Genomic DNA, 24902 nt, shown 5'->3' with positions numbered 1-24902 from the left:
TGGTCGGTAAACAAACATCATCGGTTTTTTCTCAGTTTCTGCACCGGAGCCACCATGAGCATCAGTCCCATCGCCAGTTCCGGAATGCAGGTTGCCGCGCTGCGTCAGCAGGTGGCCGCCAGCAATGTGGCACGCCAGCCGGTAGACGGCAGTCCGCGTCAGGCCGTTGCGGCCAGCACGCAGGCCAATGGTGGAGTGGCGGCCAGCGTGGTCGATGCCAGCTCCGATCCTTCTGCGCCAGCCACTGATCTGGTCGAAGGGCTATCGGCACGCAACGATTTCCAGGCCAACGCCACTGCGCTACGGCGCTCCGACGAGATGTTGGGCAGCTTGTTGGACGTATTGAGCTGAGAGCTCGGAGTGGACGAAGGCCGTTGTCGATCTAATGCACGGCTGTCCGTTTGATGCGGTGCTTGGCGACACTTGTCTGCCACTTCACTGCAGGGCCCTTGCCCGCCCACCATCGCAGGACACGCCGCAAGTACGTCCGTGTAGGCTCTTACGCGACGGTGGGCGGGCAAGGACCAGTCGAGAGTGTCGGTATGCATGGTGCAAACAGTGCATGACATGCGTTGTCTGGATCACAACGAGTCCAATCAGCTCCCCAGTGCAAGCAGAGCGACAGTACGCTCTCCCCCAAGTCATCGATCAACTTACTGGTGCGGTGTCCTTGCCGATTGCGGGACCGTGTGGCGGCATGGATGCCGCCACCGAGCCTACACGGACGTACTTGCGGCGTGTCCCGCGAGCGGTGAGGGCACCGCGCCCTCGACTGACTAGGCTTTTGACCTATAGCGTCATGCTGAAGTCGTTGTACTCACTGCCCTTCAGTGCCTAATACCTGCGCCGCATCGACGATATCCACGCCCTGCAGTTGTCCTAGCCAGTTGTCGAACCAGGGCTTGTGCATGGCGCCGACCACTGCCAGCACGCGCGCGCCGGGTTGTTCGGCAAAACTGGCGCGCACGTTCGAGACCATGCGCAGGTTGCGGATTTCCCAGCCGGACATGTAGCGGTAGCCGTAGCGTTGTGGCGAGCCCTCGCTCAATGCCGCGCGAAAATCCACTGCGATGGCCAACTGCTGGCTGGCCGGCAGGTTGATCGCGCGATAGAGCTCCAGCAATTTGCCTTCGCTGGCCAGTTGGTCTTCGCGCTCACGCATGGCGTTCGCACGCGGTGCGGCCTTGTCCCAAGCCGCCTGGATGGCCTTGCCGTATGCGACAGGGTCGCCCAGGTCCACGTTGTCGCCGGTGTGATCGTCGGCCGGGTAGACGCGCTGCAAGCCGAGCTTTGCGGCCAGTCGCGCCGCGATCTGGTCGCTCTCGTTCGGGCGAGTTTCCATGGCGCGCAGTCGCGTCACCAACGCCGCATCCAGGCCATCGCCGCTGCGCTGTTCGGCCTGCGCAAGCTGCAACCATTGCACCAGCGCAGACGACGGATCGCCGGAGGCCAGAAACAGCGCGGCCAGGTGTCGACGCTGTGCCGGTGTGGGCGCGCTCGGCAAGGTGCCGAGCGCTGCGCGTACCTGGCCTAGCGCGGTGGGAACATCCAGTCCGGTGGCACGTGCCGCGTCGCTGGTGTCGGGGCAATAGGTCGCACTGTCTTCGGGTAAATAGACTGCAGGATGGCGTCGCATCAGATCGCAGGTTTCTCCCGAAAGATTCTCTACGGTGATGATGGTCGGCTTGTAGGCGGCCAGCCGGTCCATCAACGGTTGCAAGCGCGCCGCACCGATGTCGCTGCCCTTGGGCAACTGTAACAAGTGCACGCTGCCTAGGACCAGTATCTGGGTGCGTGGGGCGGCCATCTCGGCATCCAGCTGCGACAGATCGACCTGCGCGTGTGCGATGCAGGGCGCGATCAAGGCCAGCCACAGCAAGTAACGCGCTGAACGTTTCAACAGCTTGGCGGAGTGCGCACTGGTGTCAACAACCCGTGCTGCCGCGCGGGCAATGTGCGAGATGCGAGGTGGCTGTGGCTGCATGACGTTCCTTGTGTACGGGTTATGGCTGCGCGGCTGTCTGGCGACGATGCAGCTTGGGTCTGTGCCGCAGTGTGGCGGTCACCGCACACTCGGGCGTGGCCGAAAAGTCACTTGGCCAAATGGCAGGGGCGACAAGCAGGCGCTGCACGTGGCTGCTACGGCAGCGCGCCAGCCGGTGCAGCCGACATCCTGCGTGTTTGAGCAATGCTGGCAGGCGCGCACCGTCGGGTACGCCGAGTCCGGCGTTGGCATCCCGTCCGTCCGACGCACGGAAGCCGCCGTTGTCGCCATCGCCGCTGTCGCGGAAGGCATCGGGTTGGCCAGACAGGTGCTGCACCACAACGCTGGGTTGGCTGCGATTGCAGCGAGATCCGTGCCAATCACGCAGCCCACGCCGGCAGGGCTGCGCTGGTGCCGCCATTATCGCCGGTTGTGTATCAAACTGCAGACAGCAGGCTCGGCATCGCAGCAGGTACAACTGTGAGTCGATCGATGCCCGCTTGTGTGCAGATTTCCGCACAGGTGCCGGACACGTGCCACAAGACGCCGGGCGCGTTGTCGCGCACGATGGGGCAGATATCACTTCGGGGCGCAACGATGGACCGTAGAACGTTTTTGCGTCAGGGCATGGCAGCGACCGCGGTGGTGGGTGCAGGTGCTGCGATCGCAATGCCGGGGACACTGCAAACGCCGACGACGCTGCCACCACCGGCCCTGCCACGTCTGGAAGCACTCCCCTCCGCCGCGCATGTCGGCAGCACGCTGTGCCGCTTTCGGCATCTGCAGCAGCAGTGGACAGTATACGAGCATCTCGACAACCCGCAGGGCCAGCTGACGCTGTGGACCGAGGCCGGCGTGCTGCGCCTGGACAAACGCACCGAGCCGGCCTATCCGGCCGAGGGCAAGCCGTACTTCGGCATGTCGCTGGCCGAGGTGGCGATGGCCGAAGCGGATCTGCTTGCCGACCGCCTGCTGCGCGATGGCGACCCGGACGAGGCGCAGGTGCGCGATGTCGCGCCGCCACCGGCCTCGCTGCTCGACCCCAAGGACAATGGTGGGCGCTGGCCGTGGACCACGTTTGTCGGCACGCGCGAAAGCCTGGACACCATGCCGATCCTGCCCAATGGCCGCAGCCGCACCTCGCGCCCTGAACAGGCGTTTGCCGAGTTGGGCGAAGAAGCCCTGATCAAGCGCCGCGAGGAAGGCATGCTGGGCGGGTGGATGCCGGCAGTGCGCAAGGTGATGCGCCGCGAGGGCGGGGCCGATGCCTGGTACGACGTACTGGTCTTTGCCGACGTGCGTGCCAGCGATCGCTTCGTGGTGCAGACCTGGCATCGCACGATGCATGTGCGCGGCGGCGAGATCGTTGGCGTGCATTACACGCACAGCTATCCCGCGTTCGCGCCTTCGCGAAAAGAGGCCACCGCCGAACAGTTCTACGCCGCGTTGATCGATTTCGCCGCGTACTGGCAGCAGGCCCTGGACGGTACGGTGCAGGCGCAGCTGCCCGATGCCAGCTGGAACGACATGGCGCAGTTCGCGTTCGCGCGCGAGCTGGTGGTGCGGCCCGGTGGCGATTACCCCAAGTACGGTGCGGTGGAGCGCGACTACTACGGCAACGAGTACGACGGCTTCCAGGACACCTTCACCAGTTCGTTCTACGCCAATCTGGAATGGGGCCGCTTCGCGCAGGCCGCCGCGGTGCTGGACAATTACTTCGACGCGTTCGTGCAGGACGATGGCCTGCCGAACATGCGCGGGCCGGAGGTCGGGCAGTTCGGGCTGACCCTGTCGCTGTTGGCGCGCTATCTGCGTTACACCGGCGATGCGGCGCGGCTGCGGCGCCTGTTGCCCAAGATCGCGGCCACTGCACAGGTGCTGTGCGACTTGCACGACCAGGCGTTGGCGTTGCCGCGCAGCGCGCATGGTCATGGCCTGCTGCACGGCTGGAACGAATCCGACGCCTGTCTGTTTCCCGATCCATCGCTGTGGTGGAAGCCGTACTACGCCAATAGCGCACTGACGATTCGCGGTTGGGAAGACATCGCGCAGGTCTGGAGCACGCTCGGTGGCGATGCCGGTTTGGCCAACCAATGGCAGCGCCGTGCCAAACAATTGCGCACGCGGTTGGAAGCCAGCCTGCGTGCCAATGTGCGCCGCGATGTATCGCCGCCCTATGTCGGCCCATTGCCTGGCGCCAAACTCACCTTTCGCCAATCGCTACTGCAGGAAAAACCCAGCGAGCAGCAATGGCCGCACCGCGCCTACGCTGAACTGTTGCAGGCCGATGTGTTGCCGGACGCGTTGGCTCACCTGGTGATCGATTGCCTGCGCGGCCATGGTGGCACCAGCATTGGCGTGGTGGCCAATATCGCGCCGCCGGAGCCGGGCAGCCGCGATCTGCTTGGATTCATTTCCTACGGTTATGCGCAACAGCTGCTGCGGCTGGATCGCATCGAAGAGTACCTGTTGTTCGTCTATGCACACCGCTACCAGGTGCATACGCGCGGCAGCTGGACAGCGGGCGAAGTCAGCGGTATCACCGGCGGCATGCCGTTGTTCTGCATTCCCGCGCAGATGACCATCCCGCTGCTGCTGCGCTGGATGCTGGTCAGCGACGACAGCGCCGGCGAGCAGTTGTTTTTGGCGCGTGCGTTGCCGCGTGCCTGGTTGGGCAGCGGTGCAACAGTCGGCATCACCGCAGCGCCGACGCGTTGGGGCAAGGTCACGCTGACGCTGCGTACGGATGTCGATGCGCAGCGTATCGATGCACAGGTGCAACTGCCGGAGCAGGCGCCCAAGCGCACCTGGCTGACCTTGCGTGCGCCACAAGGCACGCGGCTGGAGCGTGTGCTCGTGGACGGCAAGCCTGCACGCCTGCAAGGCCCACATGCGGATCGCGTGGCGTTGTCTGGCAGCGCTGCCGTGGTGGCAGTGCAGGCGTGGTACGTGTGACGCACCGTGCCGCAGTGCCGGAATCGGCACGCGGCGCGCGCTGGGTACAGCGTGGCGTCGGTGGCGTCGATCGCAGGATCTTGTGCGCTCGGTAAGCTGGTTACTTCCCATGTCAGCTGCGCTGATCGCGCCACGGTGTTGGCCGTGATGTCGACACATCGACACAAGCATGTGAATTTCCGCATGGCTGCCGGATAAATTCGTCAAGACGGCGCCGAGGCGTTGCCGCAAGATTTTTTAACGTGATCTGTCATCGATTGGTCATGTGCTCTCAGGGGGAGAGCAGCGTCGTCGTCTTGCTTGGATAGTTGCCGCTTCGTGCGGCAACTCACTGGTGTCGTGTTTGTCGCGATCGATCTCTCATCTTGCGCTGTCGCAGTGCGGCTTGGCCGTGCGCGCAGGTTGGCCGTTGTCCCCACGAAAGCACAAGGAATTCCGATGTCGCCCAGCCGCTCCGCCTTTCTGTCGCAACCCCTTGTTTCCACGCGTCATCCGTTGGTCAAGGCAATTATCCTGGTCTTGTCCATCGTTGCAGTGCCGGCAGGCGCACAGCAGCGCACACCCGACGACGACGCCACCCAGACCCTGGATCAGATCAACGTCACCGGTACCCATCTGCGCCGCGTCGATGCAGAGACGGCCAGCCCGGTCATCGTGGTCGACCGGCAGCGCATCGAAGACAGCGGCAAGAGCACGTTAGGCCAGTTGCTGCAGCAATTGCCGGCGATGGCCGGCTTCATGCCCGGCCCGGCGCTCAACTCCGGTTTCAGCCATGGTCGCGCACTGGTGTCGCTGCGCAATCTGGGGCCCGAACGCACCCTGGTATTGGTCAACGGTCATCGCATGGCCGGTCCTGCGAGCAGCGTGGCCTCGGCGCCGGGCGTGGACGTCAACGCGATTCCGGCATCGATGGTGGAGCGGGTGGAAGTGCTCACCGATGGAGCCTCGTCGGTGTATGGCTCCGATGCGATCGGCGGCGTGGTCAACATCATTCTCAAGGACAAGTACGACGGTTTTGCCGCCACGGTCGATTACGCACAGAGCACGCATGGCGATGCCAACAGCCGCACGCTGGGAGTGGAATGGGGCAAGACCTGGGAGCGCGGCGGGTTGATTCTCGGGCTCAGTCGCAATTCGATGAACCCGGTGTTCAACCGCGATCGCGGCTACGCGGCCAAGGCAGTGGAATATCTCGACGGCCAGGTCAGCGAAATCCGTGGCGGCAACACGCGCGCGTTCTTGAACGATGGGCGCGTGCTCACACCCGCAGAGGGCGTTGCACCTGGCGCTGTAGGTGAAGATGCGTTTCGCCCGTATCAACGCGCGACCGATAGCTACAACGTCTACGATGCGCAGTATCTGATCACGCCGATCGAGCGCACCAACGCCTCGTTGCACGGCAGTTTCGAGTTCACCCCGAACGTGCAGGGCTACATGGACGTGTTCTGGACCCGTAGCAAGACCACCTCGCGTCTGGATGCGTTCGGCATGCAGATGGATGGCGCGGCCGACAACTACTACAACCCGTTCGGCGATCAATTGGACCGCTATCTGTTGCGCTCCACGCAGGCCAATACGCGCGTCTACACTGCGACGATGTTTCAGACCAACATCGTGGCCGGGCTGCGCGGGCGCGTGGAAGGCACCAGTTGGCAATGGGACGCCGCAGCCGGCTATGCGCGCTACAAGGACACCTTGGTGCGCACCGGGTTTTCGATCACTTCTGCGTTGAACAATGCGGTGGGTGCTTCGTTTCTGGACAACGATGGGGTGGTCAAGTGCGGTGCGCCGGGTGCGGTGATTGCTGGCTGCACGCCGATCAATATCTTCAACCCCAACGACCCGGCCACCATCGCCGCGTTGCGCGGCACCCAGCGGCCGGTGGATCTGATCGACGAGAGCCAGATGCGCTTTGTCGATATCAGCGCCAACGGCGATCTGTTCGAACTGCCGGCCGGGACGGTGCAGGCCGCCGTCGGCCTGGTCTATCGCACCAACAAGTTTGCGCAAGGCACCAGCAGCGAGGTGGCGGCTGCCGATGCCGACGGCAATTGCGACTACAACGATGGCTGCATCCTCAAGCAGGGGCGCGACGAATCGGTGCGCGAGGCGTATGCAGAACTGCTGGTGCCGCTATTGAAGGAGGTGCCGTTTGCCAACAGTCTGAATCTCAATCTCGGTTCGCGCTATTCCAAGTACGACGCCTGGGGCGCCACCACCAACAGCAAGGTCGCCATCGAATGGCGGCCGATCGCCAACCTGCTGGTGCGCGCGACCGGCTCGCAGGTGTTTCGCGCGCCGGCGCTGGGGGATCTGTATGGCTCGCCGTACACGGCTGTGGTGGATAACACCGGCGATTTCCAGGACCCTTGCGAAGGCTTCACCGGCACGCCCAATCCGGCCTGCGCGAACGTGCCCAACGATGGCAGCTTCCGCAACACTGCGCAGTTCGATGTGGTGACGTCGGGTGCGAACAACGTCGGTTTTCAGCTCAAGCCCGAGCGCGGTCGCTCCTACAACGTCGGCCTCGTCTACGACCCGGATCGGATGCCCGGCTTGTCGCTCAACGTGGACAGCTGGCGCGTGGTGCTGGACGACATGCTGTCCGGCGTAGGCCTGCAGCAAGTGGTCAACGATTGCTTCGAGGGACGCGACGCCGCGTTCTGCCCGTTGATTCAGCGCGATGCGGCTGGCCAGCTGACCCGCGTGTCGGTGCCGTTTTCCTACAATAGCGGCAAGGTGGATATCCGCGGCTACGATGCCGGGATCCACTACACGCTGGCCGAGACCGCTTGGGGCGATTTCTCTGCCGGTCTGGACGCGACCTTCTTCTCCAGCTTTCGTTTTGCCGGTGAAACGCATAACTATGTTGGCGAAAATTCCAGTTGGGGCAACATGCCGCGCTGGCGTGCGGTGGCCAATCTGGCCTGGGACAACGGGCCGTGGCATGCAAGCTGGACCACCCGCTATCTGGGCCGTACCGTCAACGGAAGCGCGTACGACGATTTTTGCGCCGACACCGAAGCCGATGGCAGCTGCCGTTACTTTCCGATCGGGTCGGTGGTCTATCACAACGCCTCGCTGAGCCGGAAAATCGCGTCGCTGCATAGCACGCTCGCGCTGGGCGTGGATAACATCGCTAATCGCGCGCCGCCGCGGTTCTACAGCTACTCCAATGCGGCCAACACCGATGCCACCACGTACGACACCTTGGGCCGTTACTTCTGGAGCAGAGTGCGGGTGGAGTTTTGAAGTGCCGGTGCAGGTGCTGACCGCATGGGCTGGCACTTTTCAAGGAGCCTGCGCATGCGCAGATCTCGCGTGATGTCGTTCCTGGATCGGCACCGGCGCTGGCCTCGCCTGCTCCAGCGTTCCGGTGCGGCCGCGCTGCTCTGTGGGTGTGCGGTCTTGAGCGTGCCGTCGGCAATCGCCAATGAAACGCAGGACACGCCGATTGCGGCGACCAACGCCGCCATCGGCGAGCCACGTTTTCGCGGGCTCGCGCATCCGGTGCCAAACAGTGGTGTGGCCTTCGCGCCTGGCGGACAACTGGCAAGGATCTATGCCGCCGATATCGCACACGGGGCCGGGCAGGTGCCGGGCAAGGATTTCTGGATCGACCGCATGCTGGCGCGCGACGGGGAGGACGGTGGGGCAGGCGATAACAACCAGTGGTTGTTGACACGTGGCCGCGCCGCTTATCTGGCCGATCACCAACCTGCGCAACCCGGCTTCGTTGGCCAGGTGGCGTACTGGCATGCCACCGACTACGACGCGCTGCTGCGGATCCAGTCCATGCAGGGTACCCAGCCGGTGCAGTGGAAGGAGGACGCCACGCAGCGACGGCAAACGCCCAGTTATTTCAGCAGCGTGTACGACGATGCCGGCGTAGGCGTGCGCATGCGGCTGGTGAAATACATCACCGAACAGAATGTCGCAGTGGCCAGTCTCACCTTTTCCAGCCTGGATGGCGCAGCGCATGCACTATCGGTGCAGGCGCTTTCGCCGATGGCGCAGCATGCAGACGGCAATGAATTGACCGGCGCCTTCGCTGCCTACAACGCAATCACCACGGTGTTTCCACGCATGTCTGGCGATGGCTTCCAGGTGCAAGGCAAGCGCCTGGTGCGTGAGGTGGCCGTGCCCGCCACCGGCGAGACTGCTGCAGTGAAAGTGCAGTTGGGCCTGCTCACCCACGAACTGCCCGAAGCGCGCGCCGAGTACCTGCGCATCGCCGCGCAGTCGCCGCAGCAGGCCTACCAGGCACATGTCGCCAGCTACAACCGCTGGTGGGTGGACAACCTGCCGTATCTGGACACGCCCGACGAAAATATCACCAAGAGCCTGTTCTATCGCTGGTGGGTGCTGCGCTTCAATTTTCTCGATGCCGACGTGCCGGGCAACGACTACCAGTTTCCGGTCGCCATCGAAGGCGTGCTTGGTTACAACAACGCGATCGTGCTGACCACCGGCATGTTTCTGGATGACCTGAAGTATCTGCGCGATCCGCTGTATGCCTACGGCAGTTGGCTCAGTGCAGGCGAGACCGCCGGCGGCGGCAAGTACACCGACAATCCCGGCTCGCCGGAACACTGGTCCAACTCCTACGCGCAATACATCACCGCCGCCGCATGGCGATCGATGCAGTTGCATGGCGGGCCGGCCGCACTCGCGCAAAAATTGGCGCGTTATGGCAGCGGCGATGTGGATGGCGTCCTGGCCGCTTACGATCTCAATCACAACGGATTGATCGAGTACGACTGGGCCGCGATGACCGGCAACGACGCCGATGCGGTGTCGTTCGATTGGGCCAAGCAGCACGGGCAGATCCGCATGGATCGCACCGAAAGCGCCTATGTCTATGCCAACGCGCAGGCCGCCGCGCAGGCTGCGTTGCTGGCCGGCGACACCGCGACGGCGCAGCGCATGCAGGCCACCGCGCACCGCATCCGCAAGGCGGTGGTCGAGGTGCTGTGGCAGGACCATAGCGACTCCGCCGATTCGGTGGGTTTGCACGGCGATCTGCTCAAGCACCGCCAGGCCAGCGGGCCGCGCTTACCGGTGGACTGGAAGGAGACCAATAACTATTACCCCTTCAGCGTGGGCTTGATGCCCAAGCAGGGCGAGCCCGACTATGACCCCAAATATGTGCGCGCACTGCGCCTGTTCGCCGATGCGGTGCAGTACCCGCTGTTTCCGTTCTATACCGCCAACCAGGTCGATCTGCAGGCGCGCAGCAGCGGCGCCGATGCGGGCAGCAACAACTTTTCCACCATCAACGCCACTGTCGCGTTCCGTCTGTTAGGCGAGGCGCTGCGCGATTACCCCAGCCCGTTTCTGAGCGCGCAGAGTTACCGCACATTGCTGTACTGGAACGCGTGGGCGCCCTACATCGACGGCGACAACCGCTACCCGGACCAGAACGAATTCTGGGCCAAGGGCAGTGCAGGCAACGGCGGCAAGATCGGCTACCGCTCATGGATCCACCACACCCAGTTGGGTGCGACCAACTTCAGCATGATCGAGGATGCGATGGGCTTGCGTCCGCGCAGCGACGAGAGGATCGAGCTGTATCCGATCGATATCGGCTGGGCGTATTTTGCCGCCGAACATCTGCGCTATCGCGATCGCAACCTGAGCATCGTCTGGGACCGCACCGGCACCCATTACGGCGGCAAGGTGGGCAAGGGATATAGCGTGTATCTGGATGGACGGCTGGCGTTTCGCGTCGACCGGCTGGCACACGTGATCTACGACCCGGCGAGCGGCAAGGTGAGTGCAGCCCCGGATGCGGTCAATCGCAATGGCGTGGCGCAGGTGCTCGACGCACATCCCCTGCAACTGGCTGCAATGTCGCAGGTGTGCTTTGCGAGCACCTCGCGCACCGCGCAGATCCTGGCCAAGGCCGGTGTGGATGTGACATTGCCCACCACTGCCAGCCGCAATCTGGCCGAAGGCGCCGCTGTCACAGCCAGCTTCGCCGCGCCCGGATTTGCGGCAGCTGCAGCGGTGGATGGCAGCACCGCCAGCACGCCGTTCTGGGGCACGGTCGGCTCGCCGTTGGCTAGCGACTGGATTGCGCTGGACTTGGGCCAAGCACGGCAAGTAGATCAGCTGGTGCTGTATTTCTATCGCAGTTCTTCGCCCGCTGGCGAGCAACACGGCTTTGCGTCTGGCACCATTCCTGGCTACGCCGCGCCGTGGATCTATGCCGTGCAATACCAGGACGGCGCCGGCAACTGGAAGCGCGTTCCCGGACAGGTGCGTGATACAGCGATTGCGCAGGGCAATCGCAACCGCGTGCGCTTTCCGCCGATCCGTGCCCGTGCGCTGCGTGTAGTGGTGACCCACGCCGGCAGTGCGCGCACTGGCATCAAGGAAATTCAGGTCTTCGACAGCGGTATGCCCGCACCTGCACTCGCCGATAATGCGCCGCCGCAGGTACTGGCGTGGCAGCTGGACGATCCCGGTTCCGATGGCACCGTGGTGGTGGATGGCCGCGTGGGCGACGACGGCTTGCCCAACGGTGCGCTGCAGGTGCACTGGCAGACACAGCACGCGCCCGACGGCGGTGAAGCGCTGTTTGCAGATACCTCCGCACTGCGCACGGTGGTGCGCTTCACCCGCGCCGGGCGCTATACGCTGCGGCTGCTCGCCAACGATGGCACGCTTGCCGGCCATGCCGATGTGCAAGTGGATGCGCCCGAATCGCCGGCACTGCAGCAGGTGCCGTTACAGGGCATGGCCACTGCCAGCGCTGAGGTCACCAGCGCGCATCACCGCGTGGAGGCGCTCAACGACGGCTTCATTCCCGTTGCCGAAAGTGTGCCTGGCAATGCGCGTCGCTGGGGCAGTTATGGCCGCGCGCAACCTGCATCGGTCTGGTTGCAGTACCAGTGGCCACGGCCGGTGCGTGTCTCGTCCAGCACGCTGTCGTTGTGGGACGATCAGCCCGACGGCGGCGTGGCACCGCCCTCCAGCTGGAAGCTGCAGTTCCTGCGCGACGGGCGCTGGCAGGACATCGTGGCCAAGGGCGGTTACCCGATTGCCGGCGGCGGCGCAGCGAGCACGGCGACTTTTGCGCCCATCGTGACAGCAGGCCTGCGCGCAGTGTTGACGACGCAAGCCACTGCGACCGGGCATGCGGCAGTCGGCGTGGACGAATGGCAGGTGTTTTCCGAACTGCCCAGCCAGCTCGAGACGATCGACCTGCGCACTGCGCCCGGGCAGCTGCCCTCGCTGCCACAGGAAATCACCGCGTTCTTCGCCGACGGCAGCGTGTTGCCGGTTGCGGTGCAGTGGGCGCAGTTGCCTGCGGATCGTTTGAGCGGGGAGGGCGCAGTGGAGCTGCAAGGTTTGGTGGAAGGCGCGATTCCGATCAAGGCCAGCGTCTGGTTGCGCGCCACGCCGCCGGGGCAGATCACCACCGTGCAGGCGTTGCCAGTGGTGAGCGCGATGGCTGGGCATGCGCCGACGCTGCCGGGGTTTGTCAGCGTGCAGTACAACGACGGTTCGCGCGAACGGCTACCGGTGCAATGGCCGGCGCTGGCACCTGCGCGCTACGCGCACCCCGGCGAGATCGCATTGACCGGTACGGCCCAGGGGCGAGCGCCCACCGGGCAGGTGTCGGTCCCGCTGACGGTGCAGATCAAGACCGCCACTCCATGACGCGCATCCTCACGCGCGTGTTCGGACTGGCATGTGCAGTGTCGCTGGCCAGTGTTCCGGCATGCGCCGCAACGCCAACGCCAACGCCAACGCCAACGCCAGGCAAGCGCCTGCATGCACCCGGCAACCCGATCCTGGCCGATGGCAGCACCTATTCGGCCGACCCGGCGCCGCTGGTCGCCAACGGCAAGTTGTACATCCTGGCCGGGCGCGATACCGCCGCGCCCGACCAGAACGCATTCGTCATGCCGGCTTGGCAAATGTTCGTCAGCAGCGACCCGGGCAGCGGGCAGTGGATGCATTACCGCGATCTCCTGCACCCGCAGCAGGTGTTCGCCTGGGCAGACAAACGCTACGCCTACGCCGCGCAGATCGTGCAGGGGCCGGATGGGCGCTATTACCTGTATGCGCCGGTGCAGCAGCGCAATTCGCCGAACCCTGATCCGTTCGCCATCGGCGTGGCGGTGGCCGACAGCCCGCTCGGCCCCTGGACCGATGCGCATCCGCAAGGGCCGGTGGTGTCGCAGTCGGTGCCAGGCACCAACGACATCCAGAACATCGACCCAACCGTGCTGGTGGACGACGATGGGCGGGTGTATCTGTACTGGGGCACCTTCGGCGCGTTGTATGGCGTGGAGCTGCAGCGCGACATGGTCAGCTTCAAGGGCACGCCGGTGCGGGTGGAGACGCTGGCCGGCTATTTCGAAGCGCCCTGGCTGTTCAAGCGCAACGGCAGCTATTACCTGGCGTATGCGGCCAACAATGCCGGCCGCGATTCCGCCTGCACGCCCACGCTGTATCACGCGTGCATCGCCTATGCGAGCGCGCCGACTGCGCTGGGGCCGTGGACCTATCGCGGCATCGTGTTGCCGCCGGTGTCTTCGACCACCTCGCATCCCGGCATAGTGGCCTTCAACAAGCAGTGGTATCTGGTCTATCACACCGCCGATGCGCGCGGTGGCGGGCATTTTCGCCGCAGCGTGGCGATCGATCGCCTGGAGTGGGACGACAGCACGCAACCGGCGCGCATTCGCACCGTCACACCGACCCGGCGCCCGCAGCCGCCAACACCGCCGCAGCGCAATCAGGCGCCTGCCGCCTACGCCACCGCGTCCAACGGCCCGGACATTCCGCCGCAGTACTGGATGGCCGCGCTCAACGACGGCATCGTCAAGGCCAATCCGCTGCCGCCGCAACTATGGGGAAGCTGGACGCCGAACAATCCGCCGCAGCAGTGGATTCAATACAGCTGGTCACAGCCGGTGACCCTGGACCGCACCCGCATCGTGTTCTGGGCCGATCAGCCGGCCGGCGCGCAGATCGGCGTGGCGCCTCCGGCGCGTTGGCATCTGGAATTTCGCAAGGGCGGGCAATGGCATCCGGTGCAGCCGAGCGACAGCTACGGCACGCGCACCGATCGCTACGAAGCGGTGTCGTTTGCGCCAGTGACCACGCGCTGCGTACGCGTGGTGCTGGAGGCCTCCGGTGCCGGAACCCGCCACGCCGCGCTGGCGGTGCAGGAATGGGAAGTGTTGGCGCCGCAGCCGCAGCGTCTGCCTGCAGCGAGCGCTGCCGACAGTACACACTGCGATGCGCCATAACGCGGCTGAAAAAGCGCTGGCTCCCACGCTGCGGCTGGATGCTGGCGACGCTACGCAATCGTCGGCGTGCAGGCAGCCCAATCAGGGTGTGCCCGACTCGGGCAATCACCGCATTGCATCAACCACGCTGTCCCATCTCTACTTGCATGACAGATGTTGATCGTGACCACGCTCCATTCCCGGATAAACGCATGAAGCCAACGCTGCACCACACACAGACCTCCCGGTGGCACACCATCGCAGCGTGGTGCCTGAGCATCGCGCTCTGCGCGCTATCGGCAAGCGCAGTGGCTGCATCGGTCGCAGCCACGCCCACGCCCACACCGGCGCAGTACGCGCAGGCCATCGGCTTGTCCGATCACTACGCGTCCCTGGTCGACCAGCAACCGACGGCGCCAGTGTGGATCGATGCGGGACGCTTCCTGTATCGGCGCGGTGTTGCACGCACCAACCAGGCGCCGGCCATCGAGTACCGCCTGGTGGATGCCGCCAGTGGCCGCAATACGCCGGCCTTCGATCATGCGAGGTTGGCGGCGGCGTTGACCCAGGCCGGTGCGCAGGACATCGATGCAACGCAACTGCATCTGGAGGAACCCACGCTGCAACAGCAACGCCTGGGCTTTCAGCTGGCGAAGCTGGGCTGGCAGTGCGATCTGGCGCGCTACCGCTGCGAACATGTGCCCGAGCACGATGTGCCGGCCGAGACGATGGACATGCGTCTGCCGTTCAAGCAGGGCGAACGCGAGGCCAAGGTGTCGCCGGATGGCCGCTGGCGCGCCTGGGTGGAGCAAGCCAATCTGGTCATCGCGCCGGTGGCCGGTGGCGAGCGCAGCGTGCTCAGTCTTGATGGTCGTGCCGATGATTACTACGCGCTCGACAGCATCCAGTGGTCGCCGGATTCGCAGCATCTGGCCGCGTATCGGGTCAAGGCGCCACCGCCGCGCATGGTCTATTACATCGAATCCGCACCAGCCGATCAGGTGCAACCCAAGTTGCACCAACAGGTCTATCCCAAGCCCGGCGATGTGTTGCCGGTGATGCAGCCGGTGTTGTTCGACATCGCCACGCGTGCGGCGCATCCGGTGGCGATGACCTTGCTGCCCAATGCCTTCAGCTTGAGCGAGATGGTCTGGTGGAAGGACAGCCGCGGCTTCACCTTCGAATACAACGCGCGCGGCCATCAGCTGTATCGGGTCATCGAAGTGGACGCACGCACGGCCGCCGCGCGCACCGTGATCGAAGAAACCTCGCCCACCTTTATCGAATACTCCGAACTCAGTGGCGACCATGAGAACGGCGGCAAGCACGCGCGGCGGGATCTGGCCGATGGCAGGCAGATCCTGTGGGCGTCCGAACGCGATGGCTGGGAGCATGTGTATCTGTACGATGGCCGCAGCGGCGAGGTGATTCGCCAGGTCACCCGCGGCGATTGGGTGGTACGCAAGCTCGATTACCTCGACGAGGCCGCAGGGCAGCTGTATTTCACCGCCTCCGGCATGCAGCCCGGCGAAGACCCGTACTACCGCCACGCCTATCGCATCGGCCTGGATGGCAACGGACTCACTGCATTGACGCCAACCGCCGCCGACCATCAGGTCAGTTACTCGCCGGATGGAAAGTGGTTGCTCGACCTTTACTCGCGCGTGGATCTTGGGCCGGTGCTGGAGTTGCGGCGCAGCGTCGATGGCAGCCTGGCGCGCACGGTGGAGCGTACCGATCTGAGTCGTCTGCAGGCCGCTGGCTGGCAGCCGCCGTTGCCGTTCCACACCACCGGGCGCGATGGTAAGACCGAGATCTGGGGCGTGATCCAGCGCCCGCAGCAACCGAATCCGCAGCAGCGCTACCGCGTGATCGAATACATTTACGCCGGCCCGCAGGGCTCGTTCGTGCCGAAGAGTTTCACCACGCGCGTGCCGGCGCTGACCGGGCTGGGCTTTGCGGTGGCGCAGATCGATGGCATGGGCACCAATAATCGCGCGCGCGCCTTCCACGATGTGGCCTGGCGCAATCTCAAGGATGCCGGCTTGCCGGATCGTATCGCCTGGCATAAGGCCGCCGCCACGCAATATCCGTGGTACGACATCGCCGGCGGTGTCGGTGTGTACGGCACCTCGGCAGGCGGGCAGAACGCGTTGGGCGCGTTGCTGTTTCATCCGGAATTCTATGTGGCGGGCGTGGCCAATTCCGGTTGCCACGACAACCGCATGGACAAGATCTGGTGGAACGAACAATGGATGGGCTGGCCGGTGGGGCCGTGGTACGCCGAGTCGTCGAACGTGGAAAATGCCGCGCGGCTGCAAGGTCACCTGCTGCTGGTCACCGGCGACATGGACATGAATGTCGACCCGGCCAGCACCTTCCAGGTGGCCGATCGCCTGATCAAGGCCAGCAAGGATTTCGATCTGCTGGTGGTGCCTGGCGGCGATCACGGTGCCGGTGGCGATTACGGCAAGCGCCGTCTGCTGGATTTCTTCATGCGCTGGATGCAGCAATCGCCAACGCCGCAATGGAATCGCAACCCGGCAACGTCAACCACGCAGGCACCGTGATGGATGCGGCTTGCGTGCCACGGCACGCTGCCTGATCGCGCACTGTGTGCACTGGCGGAGTAAGCAATGCGCACAGGAGAATGCGCATTGCTCGCCGTCATTTTTGCCGGCGCGCCCAAACATCAGTACAGGTAGCGACAAGCGATACATCGACGCAGCTGCCTCAAAAACTGCCGCGCAAAGGCACGTCCAGCTGTGGACTGGACTGCCAAACACAACGCCACCCGATGATCGTTCAGATGCAAACCATGCTGTTTTCCGCATGCGTGGTCGCCAAATGCGACAAGACGTGGCGCGTGCGCACAGGCACATTGTGACCAGCTGATGAAACTGGAGCGCATGGGCGACTCCAGTGCGGAATGATCCCTTTAGACAACGCGCGTCGTTGCGTGGCCTCTGCTGGTCGCGCGCATCGCAGGTTGTCTGCGTGTCCACTGTATGGCCGTCGCCAAAGATGTCGTTGCGACGCGCCGCTGCCACTTGTCTCCACCCGTGCTGGTGCACGCCGGTACGGGCGTGTGTTGCCCGCCGTTTGTCTGTCGTTTGAATCAGGAGCCCCGCATGCCGATGTTGCTGTTGCCTTTCTCACGGACCACCGTTGCCAGTGTGCGGCCCGTGCCGAGCATGCTTGCCAGCGCGCTGGTACTGGCGCTTTCCGCAACTTCGGCAGCTCCAGTGGCTGCGCAGCAGGCAGGCAGCACGAGCGATGCGCCGCAAACGCTCGATAGCGTCGTCGTCACCGGCTCGCGCCTGCGCCGCGTGGATACCGAAACCGCCAACCCGGTGATCACCGTCAGCCAGGAACAGATTGCCGCCACCGGCAAGGCCACCGTCGGCGATCTGCTGCAGGAGCTGCCATCCATTGCCGGCAACGCCACCAACCCGTACACCAACAACGGCGGCGGTACCGGCGCCTCGGCGATTTCGCTGCGCGGCCTGGGCGATAAGCGCACGCTGGTGCTGGTCAACGGTATCCGGCTCGCCTACAACGACGTCAACGCGATTCCGGCCAGCATGATCGAGCGCATCGAAGTGCTCAGCAATGGCGCCTCTGCGGTGTATGGCTCCGATGCCATCGGCGGTGTGGTCAATTTCATCCTGCGCAGCCAGTTCGACGGCGTGCAGTTCAGCAGCGACTTCGGCACCAGCAGCGAGGGCGATGGCAACCGACGCAACTTCGCCTTGACCACCGGCAAGACCTGGGAGCGCGGCAGCCTGATCGGCGGCCTGTCGTACCACAACATCGACCCGGTCTCGGCGGCGGCGCGCGACTATTCCAAGGACGCGCTGGCATTGACCAACGGGCAACCGGTGAAGCAGGGCTCGTCCGCCACGCCGACCGGCACGATCAATTTCAACGATGGCTCGGAACAATCGAATCAACTCGCGCAGGCCAACGGCTGCGGACGCGTCACCCTCAACAGCGGCGTCAGCGGCCGCGCCGGTCCGGGCGATTTCCATTGCTACAACGCCAGCGCCGACTCCTACAACTACCAGCCGTTCAACCTGCTGCAGACCCCGCAAAAGCGCACCAATGCCTTTTTGCTAGGCACTTATCGCTTTAGCGATAATGTCGAAGGCTACGTCAACACCTGGTTCAGTAAAACCGAGTCCGCCTCGATCATTGCGCCGATTCCGATCTTCTCCAACGGCGACAACATCCTGGTGTCGTCGCAGAGTTACTACAACCCGTTCGGGGTGAACTTCGGCACCGATCGCAGCACGGGCACCTCTTACAACGACCTCAACACGCGCGCCACCGTGCTGGGTAATCGCAGCTATCAATACAACACCTACAACTTCCAGATCAGCCCGGGCTTGCGCGGTCACTTCGGCGACAGCTCCTGGCAGTGGGACGCCAACTTCAACTACGGCAAGGTCAAACAGAAATCGATCAACAACGGCTTTCTCGACTACGCAACGTTCAATCAGGCCATCGGCCCGTCATTCCTGGACAGCGATGGTGTGGTCAAGTGCGGCAGTGCGGGCGCGGCGGTTGCCGGCTGTACTCCGCTGAATTTCTTCAACCTCAACGACAGCAGCAACCTTGCCACGTTGCAGGGCATGGTGGTCAACCCGATCGTGACCAGCGTCTACACCGTCAAGCAGTTCGAGGCCAATGCCAACGGTTCGTTGTTCGATTTGCCGGCCGGCACCGTGAGCCTGGCAAGCGGCATCTCCTATCGCAAGGAGCGCTCGACCACTGCCTCCGATGCGCTATGGACTGGCGATGAAGACGGCCTGTGCGGTGTGATCGAGTTCTGCGCATCCACCTTGAGCGGCAGTTTCGACGTCAAGGAAGCCTATGCCGAAGCCTTGTTCCCGTTGCTCAAGGACTTGCCCGGCATCAACGCGTTGAACGTCACGCTCGGCACGCGTTTTTCCGACTTCAGCTCGGTCGGTAGCAAGACCAACAGCAAGGTGTCGCTGGAATACCGGCCGATCGAAAATCTGTTGCTGCGCGGCACTGTTTCGCAGGTGTTCCGCGCGCCCAACATCAACGAGTTGTATGCCGGCGTGGCCGGCGATGCGGCCACCGTCAACGACCCGTGCAACGGTTACACCGGCGGCAACAGCGTGGCCTGCGCAAATGTGCCGACCAACGGCAGCTATCAGCAATCCGATGGTCAGGTGTCGGGCAAGGTGTCCGGCGCGGTGGTGGCCGGTTATCAACTCAAGCCGGAAACCGGCAAGTCCTACGATGTGGGGCTGGTCTACGACCCGCAGTGGATCGATGGCCTGTCGCTGAGCGCGGACTGGTGGCGCATCGATCTGGAAGACACCATCACCACGGTGTCGGCGCAGACCGTACTCAATCAATGTTTCGCCAACTCGGCAAGTTCCTTCTGCGCGCTGATCCATCGCAACGGCAACGGCACCATCAATTACATCGCCGAGCCCACCGTCAACCTGGGCAAGCTGTGGGCCAAGGGCATCGATTTCAATCTGACTTATCGCCTGCCATCCACTCCGTGGGGCAATTTCACTGCAGGTCTCAATGGCACCTATCTCACCCGCTACGACGTGCTGCCCGATACCACCGATCCCAGCTCGGTCACCATCCACAACGTCGGCCGCTACACCCAGGCCTACGGCAATTTCCCGCGCTGGCGTGCGTTGGGGACCGTGAATTGGGCGTTGGACGATTGGAGCGCCACCTGGCGCATCCGTTATGTCGGCAATACCGCCATCGGTAATTCGGATCCGGACCAGAGCCTGTCGGCCGATTCCAGCGAGCCGACGGTGGTGCGCAAGATCGGCGCCTACGTCTACAACAACCTGCAGCTCGGTTATAACGTGGAGCCCTGGCATACGCGCTTTGAAGTGGGCGTGGACAATATCGCCAACAAGCAACCACCGTTGTATTACTCCAACAACGTGGGTAACGCCAACACCGATGTGGCGACCTACGATCTGCTTGGTCGGTTCTATTGGGCACGTGCGACGGTGAAGTTTTGATCGCCGCCTTGTCGTCGCCGTTTCAGTGCACTGGCGCGCGCCATCCGATCCGGTCGGGCGCGCGCAGGCGGTGCCACGCAATCGCTTCTCTGGCGGCTTCTGCCAGTGTGGGTTGTAACGGCGCGCGCAGTCTGCGCGCACCGACAGGAGCTAAGCTGATCCTATGACCGATGTCTTCGTTACCGAGCACACCACCGACCACGCGCTGAGCTTGTCGCGGCGGCGCTTTCTGGCCTGGAGCAGTCTGGCGGTTGCTGCGGGTTTTCTGCGATTTCCCGCGCAGGCCAACGCCGCACAACCGGGCAGTATCCGCGCGGTACCGTTGGCGCAGGTCAGGCTGACGCCGTCGCTGTTTCTGGATGCGCTGCAGACCAATCGACGCTATCTGATGCGGCTGGAGCCGGACCGGCTGCTGCACAATTTCGTGCTGTACGCCGGCCTCGACCCCAAGGCGCCGGCGTATGGCGGTTGGGAAGCGGACACCATCGCCGGGCATACGCTGGGGCACTATCTCAGCGCATTGGCCTTGATGCATGCGCAGACCGGCGATGCGCAATGTCGCACGCGTGCGCATTATCTGGTCGCAGAGCTCGCACGCTGCCAGGCGCATGCAGGCGATGGCTACGTGGCCGGATTCACGCGCAAGAACGCTGCAGGCAAGATCGAAAGCGGCCGCGCCGTGTTCGATGAACTGAAGAAAGGCAAGATCGACCCGGCGCCGTTCTATCTCAACGGCAGCTGGGCACCGCTGTACACCTGGCACAAGTTGTTCGCCGGCCTGCTCGACGTGCATGCGCATTGCGATAACGCGCAGGCGCTGCAGGTCGCGGTGGGCCTAGCTGGCTATCTGCAAGCGGTGTTTTCCGCACTCGACGATGCGCAGTTGCAGAAGGTGCTGTCGTGTGAATTCGGTGGCCTCAACGAATCCTTCGTCGAGCTGCATGTGCGCACCGGCGATGCGCAGTGGCTGGCGTTGGCGCAACGCCTGCATCACCACGCCGTGCTCGATCCGCTCATCGCCCAACGCGATGAACTGGTGCATCAGCATTCCAACACCAACATCCCCAAGCTGATCGGCCTGGCGCGCGAGTACGAAGTGACCGGCGATGCCGCCTCGGGCGCGGCGGCGCGCTTCTTCTGGCACACCGTCACCGATCACCACACCTACGTGATCGGCGGCAATGGCGACCGCGAATATTTCCAGCAGCCCGACAGCACTTCGAAGTTTCTCACCGAGCAGACCTGCGAGCACTGCGCCAGCTACAACATGCTCAAGCTCACCCGCCATCTGTACCAGTGGGGCCCGCAGGCGGAGTTCTTCGATTACTACGAGCGCACGCTGCTCAACCACGTGATGGCACAGCAGCATCCACGCACCGGTATGTTCACCTACATGACACCGATGCTGGCCGGCGAAGCGCGCGGCTGGTCATCGCCGTTCGACGATTTCTGGTGCTGCGTCGGCAGCGGCATGGAAGCGCACGCCCAGTTCGGCGATTCCATCTTTTGGCAGGACGGGCAGGGCGTTTACGTCAACCTCTACGTGCCCTCCAGCGTGCGTGATGCCGCCGGGCTGGACATGACCCTGCACAGCGCGATGCCGGAGCAGGGCAGTGCATCGCTCCGCGTCGATGCGGCGCCGGCAGAGCAGCGCACGCTCGCACTGCGCGTGCCCGGCTGGGCGCAGTCGCCGGTGTTGCAGCTTAATGGCCAGCCTGTCGATGCTGCCGTCAGCGAGGGCTATCTCCGTATCACCCGCGTCTGGCGCGCTGGCGACACGCTCGGCTTGTCGTTCGAAATGCCACTGCGCCTGGAAGCCGCAGCGGACGACCCGGCCTGGGTCTCGGTGCTGCGGGGGCCGCTGGTCTTGGCTGCGGACCTGGGCGATGCGGCAAAGCCATGGTCGGGCAAGACCCCGGCATTGATCGGCGGCGATGAGGTCTTGCAGCGTTTGCAGCCGGTGGCCGGCCAGTCCGCGTTCGACTACAGCGACGGCGCCCAGCACTGGCGGTTCTCCCCGTTCTACGCCCAATTCGATCGCCGTAGTGCGCTCTATCTGGAACACCGTGACACCGCCGCGTGGCAGCAGCAACAGGCCGAGCAGGCCGCAGCAGAAGCAAAACAACACGCGCTCGACACGCGCGCACTGGACCGTGTCGCCCTGGGTGACGAAGCATCCGAAAAAGCCCACGGCCTGCAGAGCGAAAGCTCCTACGCGCTCAGCTACCGCCGCCGCGCCGGCCGCGACGCCCGCACCGGCGGCTTCATCGCCTTCACCCTGCGCAACACCGCGCAGGCCCGCATCCTTCGCCTACGCTACTGGGGCGACGAAACCCGCCGCCGCTTCCGCATCCTCGCCGACGGCGAACTCATCGCCAACGAACGCCTGGACGGCAACCGCGGCCTGGACTTCGTCGATGTGGATTACGCATTGCCGGCAGCCGTAGCCGGACGCGCCACCCTGCAGATCTGCATCGAACCTGAAACCGGCTACTCAGCCGGGCCTGCGTTTGGGTGTTGGGTGTTGGAGTCGGCGTGAGCGCAGGCGCGAGTGTCGTAGCGAACACATCTTAATCATATGACGGGCCCTTACGAGACATCGAAAAGCAGTAAAGTAGTAAGGATTTATTCATACCCCTTAAAGCCTAGAACTTTCGCGTCCTTTTTGTCTAGCGTATATTCTCCGCCGCCGCCTATGATTCCTAAGCGCTTATTAACTAAAAAGACGACTATTATTTTTGAGGGCGTTTGGGAAATTCCCATCGAATAAGAGTCGAGGTCTCGCAGCAAAGAGTAATCGCCGCTGGGAGGATACATTGCTATTATTCGAGTTTGAAAATCTTTGCTTGCTGCTTCAATTGCTTTAATGATTTCTGCACTATTAGGTTCCGCGCTAGAGGTGCTAACGAAGAATAGCGATAAAAATAGCATAAAGGATTTGAATTTCATAATTGCCATCCGAAAGCATTGCTGAGAAATTCCAAAAGCCTATTGTTGTTGCCGTCGCATCCGCAGCCGGAGCTCGGAATTGCCTCAGGGAGATCAATGTAAGGCGAGCCTGAAGTGGAAAATCTCAATAACTTGCCCGAGGGCGTTCCTAAGTAGGCCGCATCCCCATAGGGTATTCTTGTGTCAGCCTTTGAGAACGCTTCTCCCAAATAGCCCGGAGTTACATCTCCGTGTGTGTGGTACGCGCCAGTTGCTCCATCTGGCCGCGGGCCAGGGTTCACTGAAGATGTCAGACCGCGTCGTGGCGCCGTGTAACTATAGTACCCGTTCGGTTTTTGATACACCCAGCCACCGTATTCCAAATCTTCTCTTATCGATGCCGGTAGGATGTCCTTAAGCGCCTGAGCTGCTGCCAAATTTTCTGTCCTGTAACAATCACCTGGAAGCAGGCCAAATTTGTCCGACCAACGGAATGGACTTGAGAGGCTATAAACGTAAGTGCCGATCCCTCCGTTAAATCCAATCGGATCACTCTGTCCATACCGTCCGGTAGCAGTGTCGTAGTCCCGGAAGTAGTTCTGATTCAACCCGCTCGCCGCGTCAAACCGCTGCCCCGGGAAGCGCATATCCAACACCAGCGCTGCACCATCTCCATCAGGATCCTGATTCGGTGCGGTGTTGCCGAAGGCTTCGCCCTTCAAGCTCCATGTCCACACGGCCACATCGCGGGTTGGGTCGATCACTACTCGCGAGCTGCCCAGGTGATCGGGTTCGATGTAGTGCAGGGTGTTGGCGTTAGCCAGCAGGCCGACCGGTAGATCGTCCAGCCAGATCGCCTGCTGCTTGGGCGCGCCGTTGCTGTCGTAGTCGCCTAGCCAGTGGCCGGCTTCATCGTAGAGCGTGTAGGTGTTGGTGGTGCCAAGGAAGCGGCGCACCTGCTCGCCACGGCCGTTGTAGCGGTAGTTCATGGTCACCGCACCGGCGCGGCGGGCCTGGGTCATGCGGGCGGTGGTGTCGTAGGTGCATTGGCGCGCGGTGCCGCCGATGGCGGTGGTGTTGTCGGTGGCGTCGTAGCTGTAGCCGCCGATCAGCGTGTCGGTGCTGCCGTCATTAAAGGCGGTCAGGCGGCCCAGGGCGTTGTAGCCTGGGTCGATTTTCAGAATAGTATCGATCCGGCCAAAGTCCAAACTCATCTTTTGCCTGCTTAGTTAGGTGAGGCGGATGTCTGGTGACGGACGGTATATTAATTAAATTAAATTAATTGGCTACGTTAGAATTTTCATTAACTGCTCTTTTGTCATCATTCCGCTAGGTAGGTAGGAGAAGTAATTATCAGGTATTAATAAGCACTCTCTTGATGCTTCATCGTATCTCTTTAATTTAAGCAGAATTGCTACTAAGTGCATGCGAGATGAGTTTGTGTAGTAATCAAAATCCTATTTATTTCCAAGAGTTATTGCTTCCGAAAAAGCTGTCGCTGCTTCAGAAAAACGGCCTGAGCGCCATAAGCCAATGCCCAACTCATAGTGGTCGCCCGGTTCCTCTGAGCCAAGATTGGCAAGAGATTCCAGGTCGGCAAGTTCCAGATTTCTCTCGCGCATGTCGGCATATATGTCAGCTCGGGCGCGCAGTCCTGCTAAGCAGGTTGATGGCTCATCCAAAAGTTGTTGGCAGGTCTTAAGCGCGGACTGAAAATCAGCAGCATCCTTGAATATTTCCGCAGTTCGCAGGATTTCT

Annotated in this window: 10 protein-coding genes and 2 pseudogenes; 8 read left to right on the top strand and 4 right to left on the bottom strand. The window is 63.0% G+C overall.

Annotated elements, in window-relative coordinates; translation table 11 throughout:
- Positions 1–54: 54 nt before the first annotated feature.
- On the top strand, positions 55–351 hold the full coding sequence (locus NMB96_RS19605; RefSeq protein WP_115040378.1) for a flagellar basal body rod protein FlgC: 297 nt from the start codon (positions 55–57) through the stop codon (positions 349–351).
- Between the two features lie 466 nt (positions 352–817).
- Here the strand turns inward: NMB96_RS19605 and NMB96_RS19600 are convergent, their stop codons facing one another.
- Both NMB96_RS19600 and NMB96_RS19595 read right to left on the bottom strand, forming a co-directional pair.
- Positions 818–1900: a DUF5694 domain-containing protein gene (locus tag NMB96_RS19600; protein WP_255085451.1), complete on the bottom strand. Its 1083-nt coding sequence runs from the start codon at positions 1898–1900 to the stop codon at positions 818–820.
- A gap of 280 nt (positions 1901–2180) precedes the next feature.
- Positions 2181–2403, bottom strand: a pseudogene (locus NMB96_RS19595) (peptidase S53); the annotation flags it as partial.
- A 178-nt stretch (positions 2404–2581) separates the two neighbouring features.
- On the opposite strand from NMB96_RS19595, the gene NMB96_RS19590 reads away from it, so the two are divergent.
- The 7 genes from NMB96_RS19590 to NMB96_RS19560 all read left to right on the top strand — a co-directional run bounded on the left by NMB96_RS19590 (position 2582) and on the right by NMB96_RS19560 (position 22755).
- Entirely contained in the window at positions 2582–4939 is a 2358-nt protein-coding gene (locus tag NMB96_RS19590; protein ID WP_255085450.1) for a glucosidase family protein, read from the top strand.
- A 495-nt stretch (positions 4940–5434) separates the two neighbouring features.
- Positions 5435–8191 (top strand): TonB-dependent receptor plug domain-containing protein, encoded by a 2757-nt coding sequence (locus NMB96_RS19585; RefSeq protein WP_425520932.1) that lies wholly within the window; start codon positions 5435–5437, stop codon positions 8189–8191.
- A 54-nt stretch (positions 8192–8245) separates the two neighbouring features.
- A complete protein-coding gene (locus NMB96_RS19580) occupies positions 8246–12607 on the top strand; it encodes an Ig-like domain-containing protein (RefSeq protein ID WP_255085448.1) in 4362 nt (1453 codons plus the stop codon).
- Positions 12604–14208 (top strand): family 43 glycosylhydrolase, encoded by a 1605-nt coding sequence (locus tag NMB96_RS19575; protein WP_255085447.1) that lies wholly within the window; start codon positions 12604–12606, stop codon positions 14206–14208. Before NMB96_RS19580 ends, NMB96_RS19575 begins: the two co-directional genes overlap by 4 nt.
- Before the next feature lie 191 nt (positions 14209–14399).
- Complete coding sequence (locus NMB96_RS19570) at positions 14400–16757, top strand: S9 family peptidase (RefSeq protein WP_043889278.1); 2358 nt, start codon at positions 14400–14402, stop codon at positions 16755–16757.
- Between the two features lie 561 nt (positions 16758–17318).
- Complete coding sequence (locus NMB96_RS19565; protein ID WP_023904342.1) at positions 17319–20216, top strand: TonB-dependent receptor plug domain-containing protein; 2898 nt, start codon at positions 17319–17321, stop codon at positions 20214–20216.
- 163 nt (positions 20217–20379) lie between these two features.
- A complete protein-coding gene (locus NMB96_RS19560) occupies positions 20380–22755 on the top strand; it encodes a glycoside hydrolase family 127 protein (RefSeq protein ID WP_255085446.1) in 2376 nt (791 codons plus the stop codon).
- Positions 22756–22841: 86 nt separating this feature from the next.
- Here NMB96_RS19560 and NMB96_RS19555 read toward each other — a convergent pair whose 3' ends face one another.
- Positions 22842–23165 (bottom strand): hypothetical protein, encoded by a 324-nt coding sequence (locus NMB96_RS19555; protein ID WP_084217888.1) that lies wholly within the window; start codon positions 23163–23165, stop codon positions 22842–22844.
- Positions 23162–24322, bottom strand: a pseudogene (locus NMB96_RS19550) (DUF4329 domain-containing protein); the annotation flags it as partial. The gene NMB96_RS19555 and the pseudogene NMB96_RS19550, both read right to left, overlap by 4 nt.
- Positions 24323–24902 lie beyond the last annotated feature (580 nt).

Origin of the sequence: Xanthomonas hortorum, assembly GCF_024339125.1 — a bacterium.
Taxonomy (GTDB): Bacteria; Pseudomonadota; Gammaproteobacteria; order Xanthomonadales; family Xanthomonadaceae; genus Xanthomonas; species Xanthomonas hortorum.
This window is presented reverse-complemented; position numbering and strand designations above follow the sequence as displayed.

Coding starts and splice junctions, on each gene's coding strand:
- NMB96_RS19565 (WP_023904342.1), top strand. CDS start 17,319: ATGCCGATGTTGCTGTTGCCTTTCTCACGGACCACCGTTGCCAGTGTG.
- NMB96_RS19590 (WP_255085450.1), top strand. CDS start 2,582: ATGGACCGTAGAACGTTTTTGCGTCAGGGCATGGCAGCGACCGCGGTG.
- NMB96_RS19605 (WP_115040378.1), top strand. CDS start 55: ATGAGCATCAGTCCCATCGCCAGTTCCGGAATGCAGGTTGCCGCGCTG.
- NMB96_RS19580 (WP_255085448.1), top strand. CDS start 8,246: ATGCGCAGATCTCGCGTGATGTCGTTCCTGGATCGGCACCGGCGCTGG.
- NMB96_RS19555 (WP_084217888.1), bottom strand. CDS start 23,165: ATGAAATTCAAATCCTTTATGCTATTTTTATCGCTATTCTTCGTTAGC.
- NMB96_RS19575 (WP_255085447.1), top strand. CDS start 12,604: ATGACGCGCATCCTCACGCGCGTGTTCGGACTGGCATGTGCAGTGTCG.
- NMB96_RS19560 (WP_255085446.1), top strand. CDS start 20,380: ATGACCGATGTCTTCGTTACCGAGCACACCACCGACCACGCGCTGAGC.
- NMB96_RS19570 (WP_043889278.1), top strand. CDS start 14,400: ATGAAGCCAACGCTGCACCACACACAGACCTCCCGGTGGCACACCATC.